At 42.9% G+C, this 18,212-nt stretch carries 16 protein-coding genes and 1 pseudogene; 9 read left to right on the forward strand and 8 right to left on the reverse strand.

Annotated elements, in window-relative coordinates:
* Positions 1 to 125: 125 nt before the first annotated feature.
* From OZ660_RS11785 to OZ660_RS11810, 6 genes and pseudogenes are all read right to left on the reverse strand, one after another.
* Positions 126 to 4,301, reverse strand: coding sequence for an EAL domain-containing protein (locus OZ660_RS11785; protein WP_274741042.1), 4,176 nt, complete (start codon positions 4,299 to 4,301; stop codon positions 126 to 128).
* A gap of 182 nt (positions 4,302 to 4,483) precedes the next feature.
* The gene (locus tag OZ660_RS11790; protein WP_274741043.1) at positions 4,484 to 5,878 is read right to left on the reverse strand and encodes a ribonuclease J; all 1,395 of its coding nucleotides are present in this window, start codon (positions 5,876 to 5,878) and stop codon (positions 4,484 to 4,486) included.
* A gap of 53 nt (positions 5,879 to 5,931) precedes the next feature.
* Positions 5,932 to 6,036: pseudogene (locus tag OZ660_RS11795) on the reverse strand (DUF2789 family protein); the annotation flags it as partial.
* 131 nt (positions 6,037 to 6,167) lie between these two features.
* On the reverse strand, positions 6,168 to 6,518 hold the full coding sequence (locus OZ660_RS11800) for a DUF2750 domain-containing protein (protein ID WP_202261769.1): 351 nt from the start codon (positions 6,516 to 6,518) through the stop codon (positions 6,168 to 6,170).
* A gap of 10 nt (positions 6,519 to 6,528) precedes the next feature.
* Positions 6,529 to 7,359 carry a LysR family transcriptional regulator gene (locus OZ660_RS11805; protein WP_274741044.1) on the reverse strand — a complete coding sequence of 277 codons (831 nt, stop codon included), beginning with the start codon at positions 7,357 to 7,359 and terminating at the stop codon, positions 6,529 to 6,531.
* A 126-nt stretch (positions 7,360 to 7,485) separates the two neighbouring features.
* Entirely contained in the window at positions 7,486 to 7,653 is a 168-nt protein-coding gene (locus OZ660_RS11810) for a hypothetical protein (protein ID WP_202261771.1), read from the reverse strand.
* Positions 7,654 to 7,960: 307 nt separating this feature from the next.
* Here OZ660_RS11810 and maoP point away from each other — a divergent pair, with 307 nt between their 5' ends.
* Together maoP and OZ660_RS11820 are read left to right on the forward strand one after the other, a co-directional pair.
* The gene (gene maoP / locus OZ660_RS11815) at positions 7,961 to 8,317 is read left to right on the forward strand and encodes a DUF413 domain-containing protein (protein WP_274741045.1); all 357 of its coding nucleotides are present in this window, start codon (positions 7,961 to 7,963) and stop codon (positions 8,315 to 8,317) included.
* A 299-nt stretch (positions 8,318 to 8,616) separates the two neighbouring features.
* A complete protein-coding gene (locus OZ660_RS11820; RefSeq protein ID WP_274741046.1) occupies positions 8,617 to 9,363 on the forward strand; it encodes a PRC-barrel domain-containing protein in 747 nt (248 codons plus the stop codon).
* Between the two features lie 41 nt (positions 9,364 to 9,404).
* On the opposite strand, the gene OZ660_RS11825 is transcribed toward OZ660_RS11820, so the two are convergent.
* Positions 9,405 to 9,716: an ArsR/SmtB family transcription factor gene (locus OZ660_RS11825; protein ID WP_202261774.1), complete on the reverse strand. Its 312-nt coding sequence runs from the start codon at positions 9,714 to 9,716 to the stop codon at positions 9,405 to 9,407.
* A 182-nt stretch (positions 9,717 to 9,898) separates the two neighbouring features.
* Here OZ660_RS11825 and OZ660_RS11830 point away from each other — a divergent pair, with 182 nt between their 5' ends.
* Together OZ660_RS11830 and OZ660_RS11835 are read left to right on the forward strand one after the other, a co-directional pair.
* Positions 9,899 to 10,246 carry a rhodanese-like domain-containing protein gene (locus OZ660_RS11830; protein WP_202261775.1) on the forward strand — a complete coding sequence of 116 codons (348 nt, stop codon included), beginning with the start codon at positions 9,899 to 9,901 and terminating at the stop codon, positions 10,244 to 10,246.
* Between the two features lie 65 nt (positions 10,247 to 10,311).
* Complete coding sequence (locus OZ660_RS11835; RefSeq protein WP_159626002.1) at positions 10,312 to 11,226, forward strand: LysR family transcriptional regulator; 915 nt, start codon at positions 10,312 to 10,314, stop codon at positions 11,224 to 11,226.
* A gap of 93 nt (positions 11,227 to 11,319) precedes the next feature.
* Here the strand turns inward: OZ660_RS11835 and OZ660_RS11840 are convergent, their stop codons facing one another.
* Positions 11,320 to 11,925 (reverse strand): exopolysaccharide biosynthesis protein, encoded by a 606-nt coding sequence (locus tag OZ660_RS11840; RefSeq protein WP_226432666.1) that lies wholly within the window; start codon positions 11,923 to 11,925, stop codon positions 11,320 to 11,322.
* Positions 11,926 to 12,420: 495 nt separating this feature from the next.
* Here OZ660_RS11840 and OZ660_RS11845 point away from each other — a divergent pair, with 495 nt between their 5' ends.
* From OZ660_RS11845 to OZ660_RS11865, 5 genes are read left to right on the forward strand one after another with little or no spacing between them, the layout of a single operon-like run.
* Positions 12,421 to 13,752, forward strand: a complete 1,332-nt coding sequence (locus OZ660_RS11845; protein ID WP_226432665.1) for a sigma-54-dependent transcriptional regulator — start codon at positions 12,421 to 12,423, stop codon at positions 13,750 to 13,752.
* 30 nt (positions 13,753 to 13,782) lie between these two features.
* Positions 13,783 to 14,007, forward strand: a complete 225-nt coding sequence (locus OZ660_RS11850) for a hypothetical protein (protein WP_159626005.1) — start codon at positions 13,783 to 13,785, stop codon at positions 14,005 to 14,007.
* A gap of 4 nt (positions 14,008 to 14,011) precedes the next feature.
* Positions 14,012 to 15,523, forward strand: coding sequence for a sensor histidine kinase (locus OZ660_RS11855; protein WP_274741047.1), 1,512 nt, complete (start codon positions 14,012 to 14,014; stop codon positions 15,521 to 15,523).
* Positions 15,513 to 15,965: a response regulator gene (locus OZ660_RS11860; RefSeq protein ID WP_226432662.1), complete on the forward strand. Its 453-nt coding sequence runs from the start codon at positions 15,513 to 15,515 to the stop codon at positions 15,963 to 15,965. The genes OZ660_RS11855 and OZ660_RS11860 overlap by 11 nt, the downstream gene beginning before the upstream one ends.
* Positions 15,966 to 15,976: 11 nt before the next feature.
* On the forward strand, positions 15,977 to 18,037 hold the full coding sequence (locus OZ660_RS11865) for a response regulator (protein WP_274741048.1): 2,061 nt from the start codon (positions 15,977 to 15,979) through the stop codon (positions 18,035 to 18,037).
* Positions 18,038 to 18,212: the final 175 nt, after the last annotated feature.

Here is an 18,212-nt window from a genome sequence, read left to right on the forward strand (position 1 = left end):
TTTTAAACAAGCGTTTACATTCTATGCGACGAATTACGTGGCTTAACGGCTAGAATTTAAATTTTTTATAGTTTCGGCTTTTGTTTCATGATGGTCTTATCACTTGATTCACCCTTGTGGCTTACTCAAGTCCACTGCTTAAACAGTAGAGGCGTGACGTCTTCTGCCGAGCAGGGTTTCGCATAAAAATAGCCCTGATGGAAGTAACAATCTTTACGCAAAAGCGCCTCAACTTGGTCTTTCGACTCAACGCCTTCCGCTACGCAACTCATATTTAAACTGCTCGCTAACGAAATAGTTGTTGCTACAAGTGCTTCATTGGCATTACCCGGTGCCATTTCATTTACGAAGCTTTTATCTATTTTTAGTACCGAAAGCGGATAGCGCTTGAGATAACTCAACGAGGAATATCCCGTCCCAAAATCATCAAGTGCCAATATAAATCCTTCATCAACGAAACGCTGGATTTGCCTAAGCGCATTGTCAGTGTCATCCATCAATACACCTTCGGTGATCTCAAAACGAAACGCTTCTTTAGGTAAGTCAAATTCCTGCAACAATCCAAAGACACTATTTAAATCAAACTCGGTCTTGAAGTGCATGGCCGAAAGATTGATTGAAACATACCCATCAAAACCACTTGAATACCACTGTGATAAATCACTGGCTGCACGACGCATGGCTTTGCGAGTCACTTCAATTATATACTTTAGCTCTTCAAGCACGGGAATAAACTGGTCAGGGAACAACGGCTCATCGTCCAACCTTCCCCGTAAGAGAAGTTCTACCCCTACCGTTTTGTTCGTGCGTGCATCGACAATAGGCTGATAATGATTGTAAAAAGTATCGTCTGAATACGCGCGCTTTACTTTATTTTCCAACTGCAGACGTGTTTTTGCACGCTCATTCATATCTCGCGTAAAGTAAGTAAACCCACTCAATGCATCTTTTTTGGCTGTGTACATCGCCACATCAGCCTGCTTAATCAGCTCTGCTGGTTCAGATGCATCGTCAGGGTAAAACGCAACACCAATACTACAAGATACGCGCAGCACCTCTTCAGCAAGTGAAATAGGTGTCTCTACTGACTCTATAATTTGCCCAACGAAAGAACTCAAGTCATCTTCGTTGGTTACTTCTTCGATAACGATAACAAATTCGTCGCCACCTAAACGCGCGACGGTACCGGAGTCAGCGACTAAATTACGCATTCGGTTTGCCACAATTCGCAGTAATTTGTCGCCATAATCGTGACCAAGAGAATCATTTATGCCCTTGAATCTATCTAAGTCTACAAACATGACCGCAACGCGATGCTCGTGATGGCGAGCCAGCGCGATAGCATGTTCAAGCCGGTCTAATAGTAAAGTACGATTGACCAATCCAGTTAAACTGTCATAAGTCGCTATTTTAAGTAGCTTACGCTCTGCATTCTTTTGTTCAGTAATATCCGAGATAACAATTAAATAGTGCTCTGGCACATTACTTTCACCACTTACTGCGGTGATATCAATTAATACATCATAGCGCTTGCCATCTGCACCATCGATGACGCCTTCATCTTTCCAGAAGTCGCCACCTTGTAAATCCGGTAGCTTGGCTGATAACTGGCGATTAAGCGTAGGATATCGCAAATAGAGTTTTGCAAGTTGTTTAGGTAATGGCTCTTTTTTGTTGAAACCAAATACTTGCTCGAATGCTGGGTTAGCCGCAACCAAACGCTTCTCGGCATCGAAAATTAACACCCAATCTCGGGTCTGCCTAAACGCATCGCTAAATAATGTGGCTTGATGTTGGGCTTTGTGAAGTCTGAATAGTTGACGCTGACGGGATAATAAATACGCTACGAACAGCCCAACTAATAGCGCGGTATAAATTCCGTATGCCAAAGGAGAACGAAGCGGTGCGTAAGGCATAGACACTGAAATTTCGGCGGGAAGCACGGTAAAATCGAAACTGCCCGGTGTCGGTGACACTGAGAAGACATAGTCGCCTGGTTCAATATTCGCAAATGTAATTTTAGCGTCTTCTGTAATACCTTCAGTTACAATCCGCTGATCTTTAAGCAATTTATAATAGTACTTTACCTTTCCAATTCCCGACATTGCAAGGGATGAGAAATGAATAGTAAGCCCAAAATCTTCGTGTTCAAGGTCGAAGTGATGTCCATTCAAATTCAATAGCGGTTGCCTAAGTTCTCGATTATCTACCGAAACTTGCGTAATGGCGGTTTGCTTATTAATAAGGCCTCGGCTGGCTTCAATGTTTTCTAGTTGTGCAGGCGAAAACACCACAACACCGCTGGTTGAGCCATACGCCAAACGCCCATCGTTCAGCTTAAGCGACGCACCTTGGTTGAACTCAGACACACTGAGTTCGCGACCATAGATAAAGTTCTTAATTTGACCTGTGGCAGGGTCATATTTGTGAAGTCCTTTGTGCGAACTGAACCAAATATTTCCACCGTCGTCTTTTTGTAACCCATATACAATGTTGGATAACAAAAGGTTGCTATCGTTTAGGTTATAAAGCGGCTCAAACGTATCGACATCAAGTCCTACCAATCCAACGCTATTATAGGCAAGCCACAATACACCAGTGTCATCAATTACCCATGATGATATAGAGCGGTCACGCCCACGTTGTGATTCAGGAAAACGATAAACGAGTTCATGGGAAGAGGTATTGGGATCAATAAGCCACAACCCCCCTTCGGTTGATAAGAACAATCTGCCGCCGTGATAAACTGACTCGCCCAAAAAGCCCTGTGTAAAGTTTATATCAAAAACACGAGGGTCTAACTCCATGTCGCGCAACGACTTTAACGTTGTGTCGTAGGCCAAAAAATCTTCGTTACCAACAAAATAAAGAGTTCCGTCGCTTGCTAGTGTCGTTCCCGCACTGTAAGCATCAAAAACCTCTTCTTCGCCACCACTTAACACTTGTGGGCGCTGCGACTCGCCCGTTGAAGGGTCAAACAGGCGTATTCCGTCATAAGTTTGTAAAAATAGCTTATCGTCAGTTGTCGGGATAATTCGCTCAACTGAGCCTTCCCCTATATAACTTAAAGGAGAGTCACTCGTTAAGTATTGCTTTGACTTGCCAGTAGCGAAGTCGTAGTGATTTAAACCGTTGGAGGTACCAATCCACAATTTATTTGGCTCAGTTTCCGCAAACGCCCAAGTAACGTGACTGGTTAGCAATTGCTCTTTTGCATGACGCTCATTTTGAATAGTAAAAATATCTGCGCTTTTTACGCCAAAGTAGAGCGCGCCAGCATAGATAGAACTCAACCAAATATTACCTGTCTCGTCTTTTGCGATTGACGTAATCTTTTTATCTGAAATAGATGTTGAACCATTGTGTGGCTCTAAAATATGAACTTGCGCCCATCCACTCGCTGTCTTGGTAAGTGAATATAGCCCCCTGTTAGTCCCAAGCCAAAAGCTGTCGTCTTTAGCTTGCTCCATCGTCCACACGTTCAGCTGATCGATAACGAGTTCAAATGCGTTGTTTTGACCTTCATTAATTTGCTCAAGCAATGCTTTTTTATCAGCCACAAACACGTTTTCAACGGTAGTAAGCCACACGCGCTCACTGCTATCTAACATCAGAAATTTAGCGTTTTCATTATCCAATGTTGGGGAAATACCATTGAGATATTCTACTGGTACTAAGGTTAAATCTGGATTGGTTAAGTCGTTACTAAATAGTCCCGTTGTAGTAGCAACTAATAATGTATTGTCGAGAGTGATGGCTGCTCTGATGCTATGGTAGTTTTCAATGGCAGTACTGCTGAGTTTTGCAATAGTCTCGACAGTTTTAGTTTTCGTATTAAAACGCTGGACCTCTTCCCCCAAAGAAATGATGAGATTGTTTTCATCTTGCCAATGAAAAAACTCAGCGTGCTGAATAAACTCTTCTAGTTCTTGGTATGATTTAGGTTCAATTTGAACGATGTCTTGTGTTTTAAGATCTAAGTAAAAAACACCTTGTCCGTAAACGCTAAACCATAGCGCTTTGTCACCTTGCAACGTGAGTTTATAAATAGATGAGTCGATAAGCGTATTATTAGGCCCTTTTATTCTTTTCGTTCTAACGCCATCCCATCTTACAGCGCCTCCTTCCGTCGCTATCCAAACGAAGCCGTCATCATCTACCACGATGTCGTTCACCACATCTTGTGGCAAACCGTTTTTAGTCGATAAAGATTGAAAGACAGGGTTTGACAGCCGCGGCGATGCCTCAGCACTAAGAACAACTAAAAAAAGTAAAAGAATTAGGTAGATAAAACGGCTCATACCAAAAGTCGACGTAATTGAATTGTTATTATGCGTACAAGTGTAACAGAATGTTTTTGACTTGGGCAGAAAAGAAAGCAATCAAAATTACGCAGCATATAGTAAGTTTAACTCTATGATTGCTAGCGATTTATTGTAAATAACGCCTACCCTCTTGTCGCGTAAACTCGCAAGTTCCCAACTTAGTCTTGGGCAAGAGGGATCCTTCCTGTTTTAATTACTTGTCTTCGAATGCTGGGTTGCGGAGCAAGTCTGTAAAGGTCGCCGTTACGCCCTACGTAATGTTTTTGTATACCGCATTCGCGAGCAATATTAGCATGCGCCTGTAAGTGCTCGTGCTCTCCGTGAACGGGTATCGCTATTTCAGGTTTCACCCAATGATACATTAACTTTATTTCTTCAGCACAAGGGTGACCACTTGCATGAATTGGCAAGGTACTGTTTTCACTGTGAATCACCTCAACGCCCTTAGTTTCAAGAAGCGCGGTAAGACGGCCCACTGTTTCCTCATTCCCCGGGATGACAATTGATGAGAATATCACCGTATCGCCCTTTTCCAATTGCAAATGAGGGTGGTTATCCTTGGCTAATCGTGCCAATGCGGCATTTTTTTCGCCCTGACTCCCCGTGGCCACGCCAAGCACTTCATTGGCGGGTAAATAGCCAAGATGTTGAGGATCGGCAATAGAAAGATCGTCGGGCCAAATACCCTGAAGCTTTGCTATTGCGTACATGTTCAATAATGAGCGGCCATATAGACCGAGGTACCGGTTTGTTTTTTGTGCAACGCGGGCTAGAGAAATAAGCCTTGCGACATTACTTGCAAAGCAGCCTACAATTACCCTTCCTTTTTTCGCTGATATAGTACTTAACAGACCATCATAGCAACTACCTTCAGAAACAGAGAAGCCAGGCTTAGGTGCGTTAGTAGAATCGCCGACTAGTGCTAAAATGCGTTCTTTACCAAGTTGCTTATAGAGCGTTGCATCAAAAGGCTCCCCGGTAATGGGATTGGCATCAATTTTCCAATCAGCAGTGTGCAATACCGTACCCGCCGTCGTGTTGATCTTAAGTGCAAATGGCTCTGGTAACGAGTGGGTAATGGCTAACCATGTAACGGAAAACGGTCCTATATTAACCGTCTCGTTGGCACTCACCTCAACGATTGGTATCTTGTTGGCGAGTTTACTGCGCGCAAGCTTTCGTCGTAGCACTTCAGCGGTAAACGCTGTGGTATAAATAGGTTTTTGAAATCGCTGCCACAAATAGGGTATTGCCCCCACGTGGTCTTCATGGGCATGGGTAATAACAATGCCAGCAAGTGAGTCTTTCTGATTGGCAATGAAACTCGGATCGGGTGCTACTACTCTATGCGTGACCTGACTGGACGTTGTACTTTGATGGCTTGAGGTCACATTATCATTTGTGCGTTTAGGTGTTAGCGGTTCGTCAAATGACACGCCACAATCCACCATCAACCAACTGTCGTTATGTCCGTATAAATTGAGATTCATACCAATCTCACCTGTTCCACCAAGTGGAACAAACCACAAATCATCAGCGCTGGGGGACAACAAGCCTTAATTACTCCATTTTCACAAAATCATTAAACGTGCGACATCGTAGTGACTTATTCGGCATGCAGTTGAGCATTAAGTTGATCAATAATCTCGGCCCAATCAGCATCTTCGTCAATGGCTTGCTTAAGGAATGCGGCTTGGGTTTGAGTGCAAAAAGACTATTCATCGATGGTGGCTCAGTAAACACTAGTCAGCTCCGTTTTGAACGGGTTCTCAATGTCTACCGTTTAGTTTAAACGATAACGTAGACCTTGTTTTAAACGCCGTCCACGTCATCGGGATCACCTTACAAATATTCTGCGAATTCTTCGGGGGTTATCACCTCACCTTCTTCAGCAGGAACTGGGCAGACGATAACCATAAGCTCGTCTTGAGTCATACCGGGAACCCACTTAGTAAGAAATTCCTCACTAGAAAGCTCCATGGCCTCGCAATGTTCCCAATCATCCGTCGCCCATAGTAGAGCCAGTTCAGCATCTGGCCATACCGGCACACCATCTTCTTCGTCTGTTGTAAGCATGACGCAGCCATGCTCGTCTTTAAGGATAAATAACTTTTGTTCTTTTTTGATAGTCGCCAAGCTCGCTTCCAAACGCTGAAACGCATTCTTTTCAAGCAACGGGTGTAAATCAGACATAGAATTCCTATTAATGATGTTGGGTAACGCTTTCAATGATTTCAGGCAATCCAACTCGCCTTACTTGTTTCATGGTATGTACATAGACACTAAATGAAATGCTGTCTAGTGTTTGCAGTAAAGTAACTTTCGCATTTTTTGGAAATTGAGACTCTACCCCCACCGGCAGCACAGCTACACCGCCCTCACTCGTCAAGTTATTGATAGCCAAGTTTAAAGAGTTAGTGCGCAACTTAGCATCTCTTAACTGGGGATAGGCAGTTAAGAGCCAATCACGCGCTTTGGTCCCCCAATCTATAGCGACAAAATCTTGCGCTTCCACTTCACTCGATACTTCGCCTACTCGATAAAGCGCAAGTGTTTTTTCTAGCATGACCTCGCTGTTAACTTCTTCGGATTTTAACGGCTCACTAGAAAACGCAATATCAGTTACACGCTCGTGCAATTGTCTAGACAAGGAGTCTAACGTGAGTACTTCAGCTTTGACTGACCAATCTGGAAAGCTACTGTGAAGGTGGCTTAGCATTTTAGGAAGAAGCAACTCACTAGCTAATTGTGTAGCACCACACACCACATATTCAGACGACTGAATTTGAAGCTCTTGTTTTGCCTCATTTAATGTCGAACAAAGTTGTTTTGCATAAGGAAGTAACTTCTCACCCGACTGAGTCAGTTGAATACTGTTTCGCTGTCGAATAAATAGCGTAGTATGAAAGTACTCTTCAAGAAGTTTAATTCTTGCACTTACCGCAGATTGAGTAAGATATAAATTTTCAGCGGCTTTGCCAAAATGACGAGTTTTAGCCACCTCTATAAAGGTGGTGAGAAAGCGTATATCCATGCTTGTATAACAACCGAATCAAGGTACTTTTAAAGTGACACAGATGATACGGCAAGTAAACACAAAAGCACAGAAGCGCACCGTCATAAACGGTACGCTTAATCAAAATTTCACCAAGTCGGCTAATTAGTACTCTTCTTGGTGCAGACGACGCTGCTTATCACGGCGTTGCAAATCTCTTTTCTGCTTTGCCTTCACACTGCTTTGACGCTTTGCATTAGGCTTTTTAGCGTGGAGGTCGTCCTCTTCTACCGAGTCCCATTCATCACGCTGGTAACGATAGTCTTTGCTCATTGATTTCTCTAATTGGTAAGGGTTGTAAACACCTCTCAATTATTGACCTAACGAAAAAAATAGAAAACGAATTTTAATCATCGTAGCGATAAGAAATTTTAATTGTGGTGTTCGAGCAAAAATTCATACCGCTTATCAAGCAAGCGAAATGCCTACACATCGGTCAACTCAACGCGATTAACTACACAATATTGATAGAAATTAAACAGTTAAAAATTTTTTATTGATAAGAGAAAAATCTTTTGTTTTATCTTCGTTGGGATTTCACTTAAAAGTGCGCTGAACATTCAATCACGTTGGGTACATCATGAAAAGTTTAGCTATTCGACTCTCAGTAAAACCATTTATCGATCGTCTTAAGTTCCCTTATGGCTTTCGAAAGTCTGGTGACTTTAGTATTACAGAAGCAGACTTGCTAACGAAATATGGAAAAACCTTATTGGGCCTTGAAAGTGGAGAACTTAGTCCTGAAAGCGACGACGAAAGTCATTTCGTCGACTTTATAAGCGGTAAAGTCCCCGCTGAGAATAGTGTAGAAAAAGCATGGGCGAAGTATGTTCGCCTTGCTAGAGGCAAAAAGCATTTTTACACGCTTCACAGTAGCGCAAGTAATCAGTCTGATTTTGATGATGATTATACAGATGAAGAGTTTGATGTGGCTTGATTAATAAAAAGCAAGCGTTGGACGCCCCGTTTTAAGCAACGGAAGCTATGCGTTGCAACGACAACAATTCAAAAAAACGCCCACAGTTTTGTGGGCGTTTTTGTTTGTGGGATTATGATCTATATCACAAACTAACACGAACAAAATGGTGAAAACTTAAGGAAAGTCTACACTTAGAGTGTGTTTGCTTATCACTTATATTCCGCGCGACTGTGTTTGCCTGAGTGAAGTATAAGTGGCTGTCTTGTCATAGAGCATCACTCTCTTGTATGAAAAGTCACGTAAAGGAGACTGCCAGCATGATCACCAGTTCAAAACAACTTACCCATTACGCTATCCATGCCACTGATGACAAAATTGGCGGAGTACGCGACATACTTTTCGATGATGAAACATACACCGTAAGATATCTCGTCGCAGATACAAACACTTGGCTTCCCCTTAGCCGAAAAGTTGTTATCTCACCAATATCAGTTGTCAATCTCGATACAGAAAACAATAGTGTGTATATCGATATGACAGTAGAAACGCTAAAGAATAGTCCCTCTATCGACGAGCATAAGCCCGTTTCAAGAGAGTATGAAGAAAACCTCTTTAAGTATTTTGGTTACGGCTATTATTGGATTGGCCCAGGCGCATGGGGAGAGTTTGCTCATCCAAATGAACTGGTTGAACTGCAACACGCTGAAGAACAACAGCAACAGAGCGAAAAACAAGAGAATCATCTAAGAGCATGTGGCGAAGTTGTTGGTTATGAGGTGGCTACCAAAAGCGACAATGTAGGTCACATAAGCAATTTCATTATTGACAACGCTAGTTGGAAAATTGTCGCTATTGTAGTTGATACCAATAATTGGCTGCCCGGTGGTAAACACCTTGCACTATTACCGAAAGATATCAACGAAATTGACTGGGCTGCACATCATGTTTCTGTTTCACTTACCCATGACGAACTACTCGAAAGGCCAGAGATCGATCAAGATAGGTTGGCAGAGACAGGTTATATTGATGCACTGTGCAAAGAGATAAGCACTGTCTCTCAGTAAAAAGAGACAAGAATAAAGGAGAGTTGTTGATACTCTCCTTTTTATTCGCAGAAAAATTCATACATAAGTGCGATAAGACGCTTAACCCGCTCATCGGCTAAACGGTAGTAGATGGTTTGACCGTCTCTTCTGGTCGCCACCATTTTTGATTCACGAAGCAATGCTAGGTGCTGGGAGATGACAGGTTGAGACACGCTAACCACATCAAGTAACTCCGTGACCGACTTTTCTTCCTTAAGCAAAGAGCACAACACCATTAAACGTGTTTTGTTGGCGAATTGCTTAAGAAAAATCTCAGCTTCTGATGCATGCTCCATCATATTGTCTGAACCAATAACCCTATCCTCGGACATAATCACTCTCAATTTGTGTGAACTCAGCTCAACTTAGCCACTTATTATACTAAAGTATAAGACAATCTGCTAAGTTGCCAATATATACGACGAAAAACCATAGTTTATATTGTTTTGGAAATGTCTCAAATATACATTAGGATGAACTAATGTATATTCATGCTAACCATTAAGGAATCAACATGCTAATAGATTTGAAATCACGTATTGAGAACATTGAATACGACTTAAGAATGGTCACTGCACAACAAGCTTCGCAAGAAATACAACAAAACAAAGGACTATTGATAGATGTGAGGGAACCCGGTGAAGTCAGCAGCCAGCCAGTTTCAGCTGCCATCAATATTCCTCGAGGCGTGCTTGAAATGAAAATGCTAGAACAAGTCAAAGAAGCGTCAACACCAATATATCTTCATTGTGCATCGGGTATGCGCGCTAAGCTGGCAGCAGAGCAACTAATTAATATTGGTTATGAGAATGTAAGTGTTGTGACATGCCCTATCACAGACATCAACCAAGCTGACATTTGATTTAAGGCTGTGCTATAAGACCCATTAATGTAGTGCGATAATAGCAAATTGAAAAAAGGTCATTCATGCTTAAGTCAACGTTAGAGCAATGGCGCATGTTCAAAGCAGTGGTTGATGCCGGAGGGTTTAACCAAGCTGCAGCAGAAGTACACAAGAGCCAGTCTAGTGTGCACCATGCCGTACAAAAACTAGAAAACGCCATAGGTGTTGTGCTGTTTGAAAATGAAGGAAGAAAGGTCAAACTGTCCCCTCAGGGCGAACTCATGTATCGCCGCGCCTCGTTTTTACTGAATGAAGCGCAAAAACTTGAAGCAGTTGCCAGTAGTCTGCAATCGGGTACTGAAACAACATTGCGTATTGCAGTTGACATTATTTTCCCTTCTGAGCTTTTGTATAACGTGCTAGCGAAGGTATCAGCTGAATTTCCTTTGCTCAGAATTGAGATTGAAGAAACTGTGTTAAGTGGCGCAAATGCACTGCTTAATGATGGCAAAGTTGACTTAGGGATCTCACCATTTGTTTTTCCCACAGGGTTTAGCGAAGACTTGTGTGAAATAGAATTTGTTGCTGTCGCGCATGTCGACCACCCACTGCACCAGCTCAATAGAACACTGACTTTGGAAGATTTAAAAGCACACAGACAAATTGTAGTTCGAGATTCGTCTGCTGAACGCAAAGCTGATGTGGGCTGGTTGGGTGCCGAGCAACGCTGGACGGTAGGCCATGTTCGAACGTCTCTTGATATCATTGCACAAGGCTTGGGATTTGCTTGGCTCCCTATCGCTATTATTCAAGAAGAGTTGGACAACGGAACCTTGTTACCCCTCCCCCTAGACAATAACGCGGCACTGCGCAAAGCGTTGCTGTACCTGTCATTTGAAGACGGTGACTCGCTAGGCCCCGCAGCAAGGGCATTTATGGGTGAACTTCGTTATCAGACCATGAACCTTCCGTCGAGTGATTTCATTCACGACACATGAGCATACCAGCTGGCGACCAATAACCACGTACTAGCGACTTCTAGGTTTATTACTGAATAGATGAACGTACGTATATATGGCACGCTTGAATCACTATGCGATGATAGCAGAGAGCTGCTCGCCGCCCAAAACGAAACCAAATAGCGATATTGATACACCGATAAGGGCCACCGCGCCGTCATCTGCGGCCATACCAATTGCCATTATAAATACCGCAAATGCAGGTATTAGCCCCATAAATGGAATGAGTTCCAGAGGAATCATTACTAAACCACAACCTACGCAGCATAAAGCAATTAGCGAGCGGAAAACGGTCTGACGCATAAAAAAGCACCGAGGAACTAGGAATCTATCTACTCTGACGGCATACGGTTTTACTTTTTCAACAATAACCCGCAATTGATCTGCCTCACACTCTAGCTCCATTACTTTTTGTGGTAACCATGGATGACGCCGACCAAGTAATATTTGCAAAGAGATGAGTAAGATTGTCACACCTGCGATTGACGGGACACCGGGGATGGCGCCAATAGGTGTACACGCGATAAAAGATGGCAGCGCAAGCATTGGACCGAATCCACGCTTTTCCATCACGTCCCAAAATTCGCCAAACTCAAAAACATCTTGTTTACGACGAGGCTGCATTTTCCCAAGCATCTCGTACAATGTCATTGATCTTACTGCTGTTTTCGCCCACATATTCAATTCCTTTGAGTATTGTCAAACCTGTAAAATGGCACTAGGTGAGACATTTAAGACACTACAGCCTCCCCCATTTTGAGTATTTATCTCATTGCTTCCTTTAAACAGGTACTCATTAATATTGGAATTAATTGTGCGAAAAATATGCCATATGCTTAATTTGCTCCTTGGTATAACAGTAGGAATGGTAATTGCTAAATTGCTAAAGGTAATCGCTAAAGTCTAGAAATGGAAAATGCTAATAGCAATAACTACTACTGGCTAATAATGCCTACAATAAAACTAGTGCCTAGCGCGTTTTGGCGCCAAGCAATCGTAATATCAAGGCAAAAAAGTGGTTTATATTACCTTTCTTTCGCTAGGCAAGAATGTCAAACGCTAAATATAAAATACGTTAACCCACCGGATTGTGTTAGCGTATGATAAGAATAATTTGTTGATATTGTTCCATAATTTTTTCTATATATGGAATAAAAAGAGAAGGACATCCAAGTGCTAACTATCTTACTCGTTGATGATGACGCTGAATTTACTGAAGTGGCATGCACGATAATTGAATTTCTTGGTCACGAAGTACTGACTGCTGCTACGCTCGAAGAAGCGCGCAGTTGGTTAGAAAAAGAAACCTTCGACCACATTCTGCTCGATTTTATGCTGCCCGATGGTAGCGGCGCACACTTGTTTAATGAACTTGACGCGTTGCCGAAGCGACCACGCGTAACGCTAATCACCGGCCACCCTTCTGTTAAAGGTGTGATAAAAGGGTTGTGCGGCCCGAATATCGATTATCTCGTCAAACCCATTCAGCGCGAAGAAATAGAAGCTGTATTAAGCCAAAAACCCAAAGCTCAAGTAAAACCAGAAGATAAAATAGAGAAGCATTTTGACCTTCTAATTGGTGAGTCGCCAGTTATGAAGGAACTGTACAAACTGATCTCTCGAGTGAGTAAAACCAGTGCAAACGTAATGCTATTAGGTGAAAGTGGTGTAGGTAAAGAAGTGGTTGCAGCCGCCATCCATCGCGCTTCAGAAAGCGAGGGACCTTATATTGCTACCAATTGCGGTGCATTCTCTAAAGAACTGATTGGAAGCGAGTTATTCGGGCACGAAAAAGGCGCCTTTACTGGTGCAGTCGGTCGAAAAGAAGGCGTGTTTGAACAAGCAGAAGGCGGCACACTGTTTCTTGATGAAATCACCGAAATGCCAATTGATATGCAGCCTAACTTGTTGCGAGTGTTAGAAAACAAGGTTGTCATTCGCGTGGGTGGAACAAAGACTATCCCTGTAAATTGTAGGGTCGTTTCAGCGACAAACCGAACAATGGAAGAAATTGCCCAAAGTAAGGTGCTACGCGAAGATATTTACTTCAGGCTTGCCGTATTTCCTATCACTATTCCACCATTGCGAGAACGCAAAGAAGATATCCCGTTGCTAGCTAAAACCTTTATCGAAGAGTTTAACAAAGACAATGGTGCCAATTTTAAATGGGAAGAGTCTCAATTAGATACACTTCAAGCCTACGATTGGCCAGGCAATGTTCGGGAATTACGCCATTTTGTGCACCGTGCCGCCATCATGAGTGACCCGGAAAAGCAAAACATAGAACTGCCAAAAACCATAGAGTCACCATTTGCACAAAAGCAAAGCACTACACCAGCACTGCAAGCAGGACGGACTATTGAAGACGTTGAAAAAGAGTTGATTTATGCGACGCTCGATAAAGTAAACGGCAACAAAACCATGGCAGCAGAAATGCTAGGGATCAGTACTAAAACGTTGTACAACCGTTTACACGCCTACGGCGACTTAAGCAAAGATGATTAGAGCATTAACCGTTACCAAGGGGTAATCAGTATGACTAATGACGAGCTTTCTCAACTTAGTGTTTTCGTACACGATGCGCGTAAACCCTTAAATCGTATTTCTATGCAAGCAGAGCTTGTAAAAATGGCACTTAATGGCGAAGTTCCGCCAGAAAAAGCGCTAGCCGCGTTAGATAAAATTATAAGCAGTGCGAAAGACTGCAGTCACACTCTTGCTGAACTTACTTCAGCGATGAGTGTGAATATTTCGGAATAAATGGATGATCACCAAATTACTCTCATCCTTGTACAGTTGGATTATTATCGTTGTACTTGTGATTGTTGTAATGACCGCAAACTCGTTTTACGTGGTTAGTACGCTAAATGACTTGTCAGCACTTGAAGCTCGCTTATTTACTACCAACAGAGTGATAAATGCCGTTAACAGATTACACGTTGCCGTTCTGCGAGTGGAATCCGGCCAACGTGGCTATATGCTAACGGACAATGAAGACTATCTAACCGATTACACCGAAACATTGAGTGTGTTAACCGAACTTATTGATGAGGTTGAGGTTAGCGCCTTCTCATCCGATATTGAAGAACAACCTGCACGTATATCAGAACTTCTTGAGCTTACGCGACTAAAAATCAATGAAATGATTGAAGCGGTTGAATTGACTAAGTCCGGTGCCAACACCCAAGCACTGGCGCTAGTTAATAGTGATAAAGGCTTTAAGCTCTACAAACGCTTTGAAGCCTTGTTTAGGCAAATCGATGACTCTGAACGAGACATGCAGGGTACGCATTTAGCAAATTTGATGAGTTTACGCAGAGACTCAGTCAATACACTGATAATTTCATCAGCAACGACGCTCTTGTTAATCATTACCGTGTTTCTCCTACTCAAAATCAATACTCGTGAGCACGAAAAGTATCAAGAGGACTTAGAAAACATCAACGAGCAGTTGGAGTCTCGCATTGAAGCGCGCACACAAGAGCTCAGCATGTATTCAGATGAATTGGCGCGCAGTAATAGAGAGCTTGAAGACTTCGCGTTTGTGGCCTCTCACGATTTGCAAGAACCTTTGCGAAAAATCCGCGCATTCGGCAATCGGTTAGAGTCGGGATACGCCGATGTTATTGACGAAAGAGGTAAAGATTTTCTAGCTCGGATGCTAAACGCAGCAGAGCGAATGTCTATGCTCATTTCAGACCTACTGGCATTTTCACGCGTATCGACAAGAGGCAAAGACTTTGGCGACGTTGATTTAAATAAGGCACTTAGCAGCGTGCTAAGTGATTTGGAAATTGCCATTGATGAGAAGTCAGCAAAGGTCAACATGGACCATTTGCCAATCATTCGCGGCGACCGAACTCAGATAGAACAATTATTTTTGAATTTAATTTCCAACGCACTCAAATTTCAGCCCGAAGGCGTAGCGCCTGAGGTAAACGTGACGTGCTCAGTGCCTGATGAAGCAGAGCTGGCCGAGATTGTCATGTCAGATGAGTTTGACTGGGTGAAGATTAAGGTCGCTGACAATGGCATTGGTTTTGACCAGTCGTTTGCTGAAAAAATATTCGCGCCATTTCAGCGCTTACACGGAAGAACTGAATATAAAGGGACGGGTATTGGCTTAGCGGTATGTCGACGCATAGTAGAAAGACATAACGGCCAAATTACCGCACAGAGCGTACAAGGAGAAGGAGCGACATTCACCATCCTAGTACCAAAAGACAGCGAGCCTTTTGGCTCTAATAATAACGGAGAAAAGCACAATGACGCGTAAACAGACCCAACCAATAAATATTCTTATGGCTGATGATGACGAGGATGATCGCCTACTAACAGTTGATGCACTAAAAGAAAGCCGCGTTTTAAATAACCTTTTTTGTGTTGAAGACGGTGTCGAGCTTTTAGAGTTTCTAAGACACGAAGGGAAATATACTGATCCTGCGGCAGCACCACGCCCCTCTTTAATCTTACTTGATTTAAATATGCCAAGAAAAGATGGTCGCGAAGCGTTGCAAGAGTTAAAGAACGACCCTAAGTTGCGCAGTATTCCGGTTGTTATTCTTACCACGTCTAAAGAAGAAGAAGACATGTTAAGAGGGTATGACTTGGGCTGTGCATCATATATCACTAAGCCAGTTAACTTCGAAGGCCTTGTAGAATTGATGCGAGCGCTCGGACGTTACTGGATAGAGTTTGTAGAGTTGCCACACGAGTAAAGAGGTTCTAGATGGCAGAGGTTATAAAAATTCTGTTAGTTGAGGATGACGAAGATGATTACTTCTTAACCTCTGATTATCTAGCAAATTGTGAGTCGCCTAAGTTTGAGTTAACTTGGGTGACAAACAGCGCTGATGCACTTGACGTGCTTAAGACTCACAGCTTCGATTTGTGCTTGTTAGACTACCTACTAGGTGCGGAAAATGCCATTGATGTACTTGGCGCGTTAAAATCTAATCAAATTAATTTACCCGTTGTTATATTAACTGGCCAGTCGGATACCGCCGTTGACGAAATGGTCATGCGTGCAGGGGCTGCTGACTATTTACAGAAGTCAGAAATTGAAACTCCGCGATTTATGCGCACTATTCGCTATGCCATGGTGCGCAGAGATATTGAAAACGAGCGTCTTGAACGCAATAAAATTGAGCAAAAGAACAAAGCGAAAGACAAGTTTTTGGCCCATCTAGGCCACGAATTGCGCACTCCACTCACGTCTATCCTTGGTTATACAGAACTGCTGATAGACGACGCAAAAAATCAAGAGATACAACAAGAACTCTCGATTATTCATTCCAACGGCAAACATCTACTTAGTTTGTTAAACGACCTGTTGGACATGTCGCGAATTATGGCCGAAAAATTGGAACTAAATGTAAAAGATGTCAATTTAACGGCATTTCTGACCGACATCCACTCGCTCATGCGACTCAACGCCAAAGACAAAGGTGTTTTTCTCGACCTTGTTTCAGATACTACTGTCCCTGAATTTATAAAAACAGACCCTACTCGTTTGCGTCAAGTATTACTAAACCTAATCTCTAATGCAGTTAAGTTTACTGATAAAGGGAGTATTACGCTGACTGTTTCATTAGACGAAAGCGATGCACAATCAAACGCTAAGCTGCGCTTTTCGGTTGCAGATACGGGAATAGGCATGCCACCAGATAAGCTTAGAAATATCTTCCAGCCATTTGAGCAAATTGAAGATGTGATGAGAGCTAATCACGGCGGCGCAGGACTTGGGCTAGCTATCTGCAAGGAACTTGTCACAAAACTAGGTGGTGACATAGCCGTTAGCTCTAAGCTTGGTGAAGGCAGCACCTTTGTGTTTGATATAGACCCAGGCGATATCTCATTACAGCCGAAAGTCGAACTCATTTTGGGGCAAATCGCGCCTGTTGAATCAGGACATATCAATTTACAACTTAGCGGACGTGTGCTCATTGTAGATGATTTGCGAGAAATACGCCGACTTACAGGACACCTGGTTAGTCAGTCTCAAGCTGATATTAGTTTCGCCGAAAATGGTGTAAAAGCGTTAGAAGCAGTACTTCAAGCCGATGAAAGTGACACGCCATTTGACTTGGTTCTGATGGATATACACATGCCGGTAATGAATGGCATTGAAGCATTACATGCGCTACGCCGACACGGTCAAAAGCTACCCGTGGTCGCAGTAACAGCGGCTAGTCGTAAAGGACTTAGAGACTCACTAATAGAAGAAGGCTTTAATGATGTTATCGGTAAACCTATCGATAAGCTCGCGTTAGCTAAGCTTTTAGGTAAGTACCTGTCAGCTAGCCATCCAGATACCTTTTCTAATGTAGAGAAGCATGTAAGTAACATGCCGATGAAAAAACCTTTTGCGCCTGAAGATGTTCGCTTCACTGAGCGCTCTAAAGCGCCAATTAAATCGTCGCCATCAAGCAAAGAAGTAGTAAACGATAAAGGGAAAAGTGTGCTTGTCATTGAAGACGACGAAGATGCTGCTGAGTTACTCCAACTCTTCCTAACTCACTTGGGAAATCAAGTTCACGTTGAATACTGCGGGGCTGATGCGCTGCAGTTAATCGACGATAAGCAGTTTGACCATGTATTGATGGACCTGACACTTCCAGATTATGACGGCTATGAATTAGCTGGGTTAATTAAAAAAGCGGTGCCACAGGCGACAATCACCATCGTCAGCGGTCATGAAGCTAATGAGGACCGTATGAAATCAATAGGCATTGACAGTGCACTGTTAAAACCAGTGACAAAAGATGACCTCGCTTCAGCATTGAAGTAAAAAGATGCTAATGGAGATAAAAGTAGCACATTAGGGCCCGTTTTTATTCATGCTTGGCGGGCCGTTATAGAGTGAGAAAATATTACAGAGATATGAAACGAAACTGTGTGACTGTTTCAAAGCGACGCCCTCCCCGCCCCTTGCGAAAAAAACATACCCCATATAATTCAAACAC

Source organism: Alteromonas sp. 009811495 (assembly GCF_028865455.1).
Lineage (GTDB): Bacteria > Pseudomonadota > Gammaproteobacteria > Enterobacterales > Alteromonadaceae > Alteromonas.

Coding starts and splice junctions, on each gene's coding strand:
- OZ660_RS11825 (WP_202261774.1), bottom strand. CDS start 9,716: ATGTCCGAGGATAGGGTTATTGGTTCAGACAATATGATGGAGCATGCA.
- OZ660_RS11835 (WP_159626002.1), top strand. CDS start 10,312: ATGCTTAAGTCAACGTTAGAGCAATGGCGCATGTTCAAAGCAGTGGTT.
- OZ660_RS11855 (WP_274741047.1), top strand. CDS start 14,012: ATGATCACCAAATTACTCTCATCCTTGTACAGTTGGATTATTATCGTT.
- OZ660_RS11865 (WP_274741048.1), top strand. CDS start 15,977: ATGGCAGAGGTTATAAAAATTCTGTTAGTTGAGGATGACGAAGATGAT.
- OZ660_RS11840 (WP_226432666.1), bottom strand. CDS start 11,925: ATGTGGGCGAAAACAGCAGTAAGATCAATGACATTGTACGAGATGCTT.
- OZ660_RS11800 (WP_202261769.1), bottom strand. CDS start 6,518: ATGTCTGATTTACACCCGTTGCTTGAAAAGAATGCGTTTCAGCGTTTG.
- OZ660_RS11810 (WP_202261771.1), bottom strand. CDS start 7,653: ATGAGCAAAGACTATCGTTACCAGCGTGATGAATGGGACTCGGTAGAA.
- OZ660_RS11805 (WP_274741044.1), bottom strand. CDS start 7,359: ATGGATATACGCTTTCTCACCACCTTTATAGAGGTGGCTAAAACTCGT.
- OZ660_RS11860 (WP_226432662.1), top strand. CDS start 15,513: ATGACGCGTAAACAGACCCAACCAATAAATATTCTTATGGCTGATGAT.
- OZ660_RS11785 (WP_274741042.1), bottom strand. CDS start 4,301: ATGAGCCGTTTTATCTACCTAATTCTTTTACTTTTTTTAGTTGTTCTT.
- OZ660_RS11820 (WP_274741046.1), top strand. CDS start 8,617: ATGATCACCAGTTCAAAACAACTTACCCATTACGCTATCCATGCCACT.
- OZ660_RS11830 (WP_202261775.1), top strand. CDS start 9,899: ATGCTAATAGATTTGAAATCACGTATTGAGAACATTGAATACGACTTA.
- maoP (WP_274741045.1), top strand. CDS start 7,961: ATGAAAAGTTTAGCTATTCGACTCTCAGTAAAACCATTTATCGATCGT.
- OZ660_RS11850 (WP_159626005.1), top strand. CDS start 13,783: ATGACTAATGACGAGCTTTCTCAACTTAGTGTTTTCGTACACGATGCG.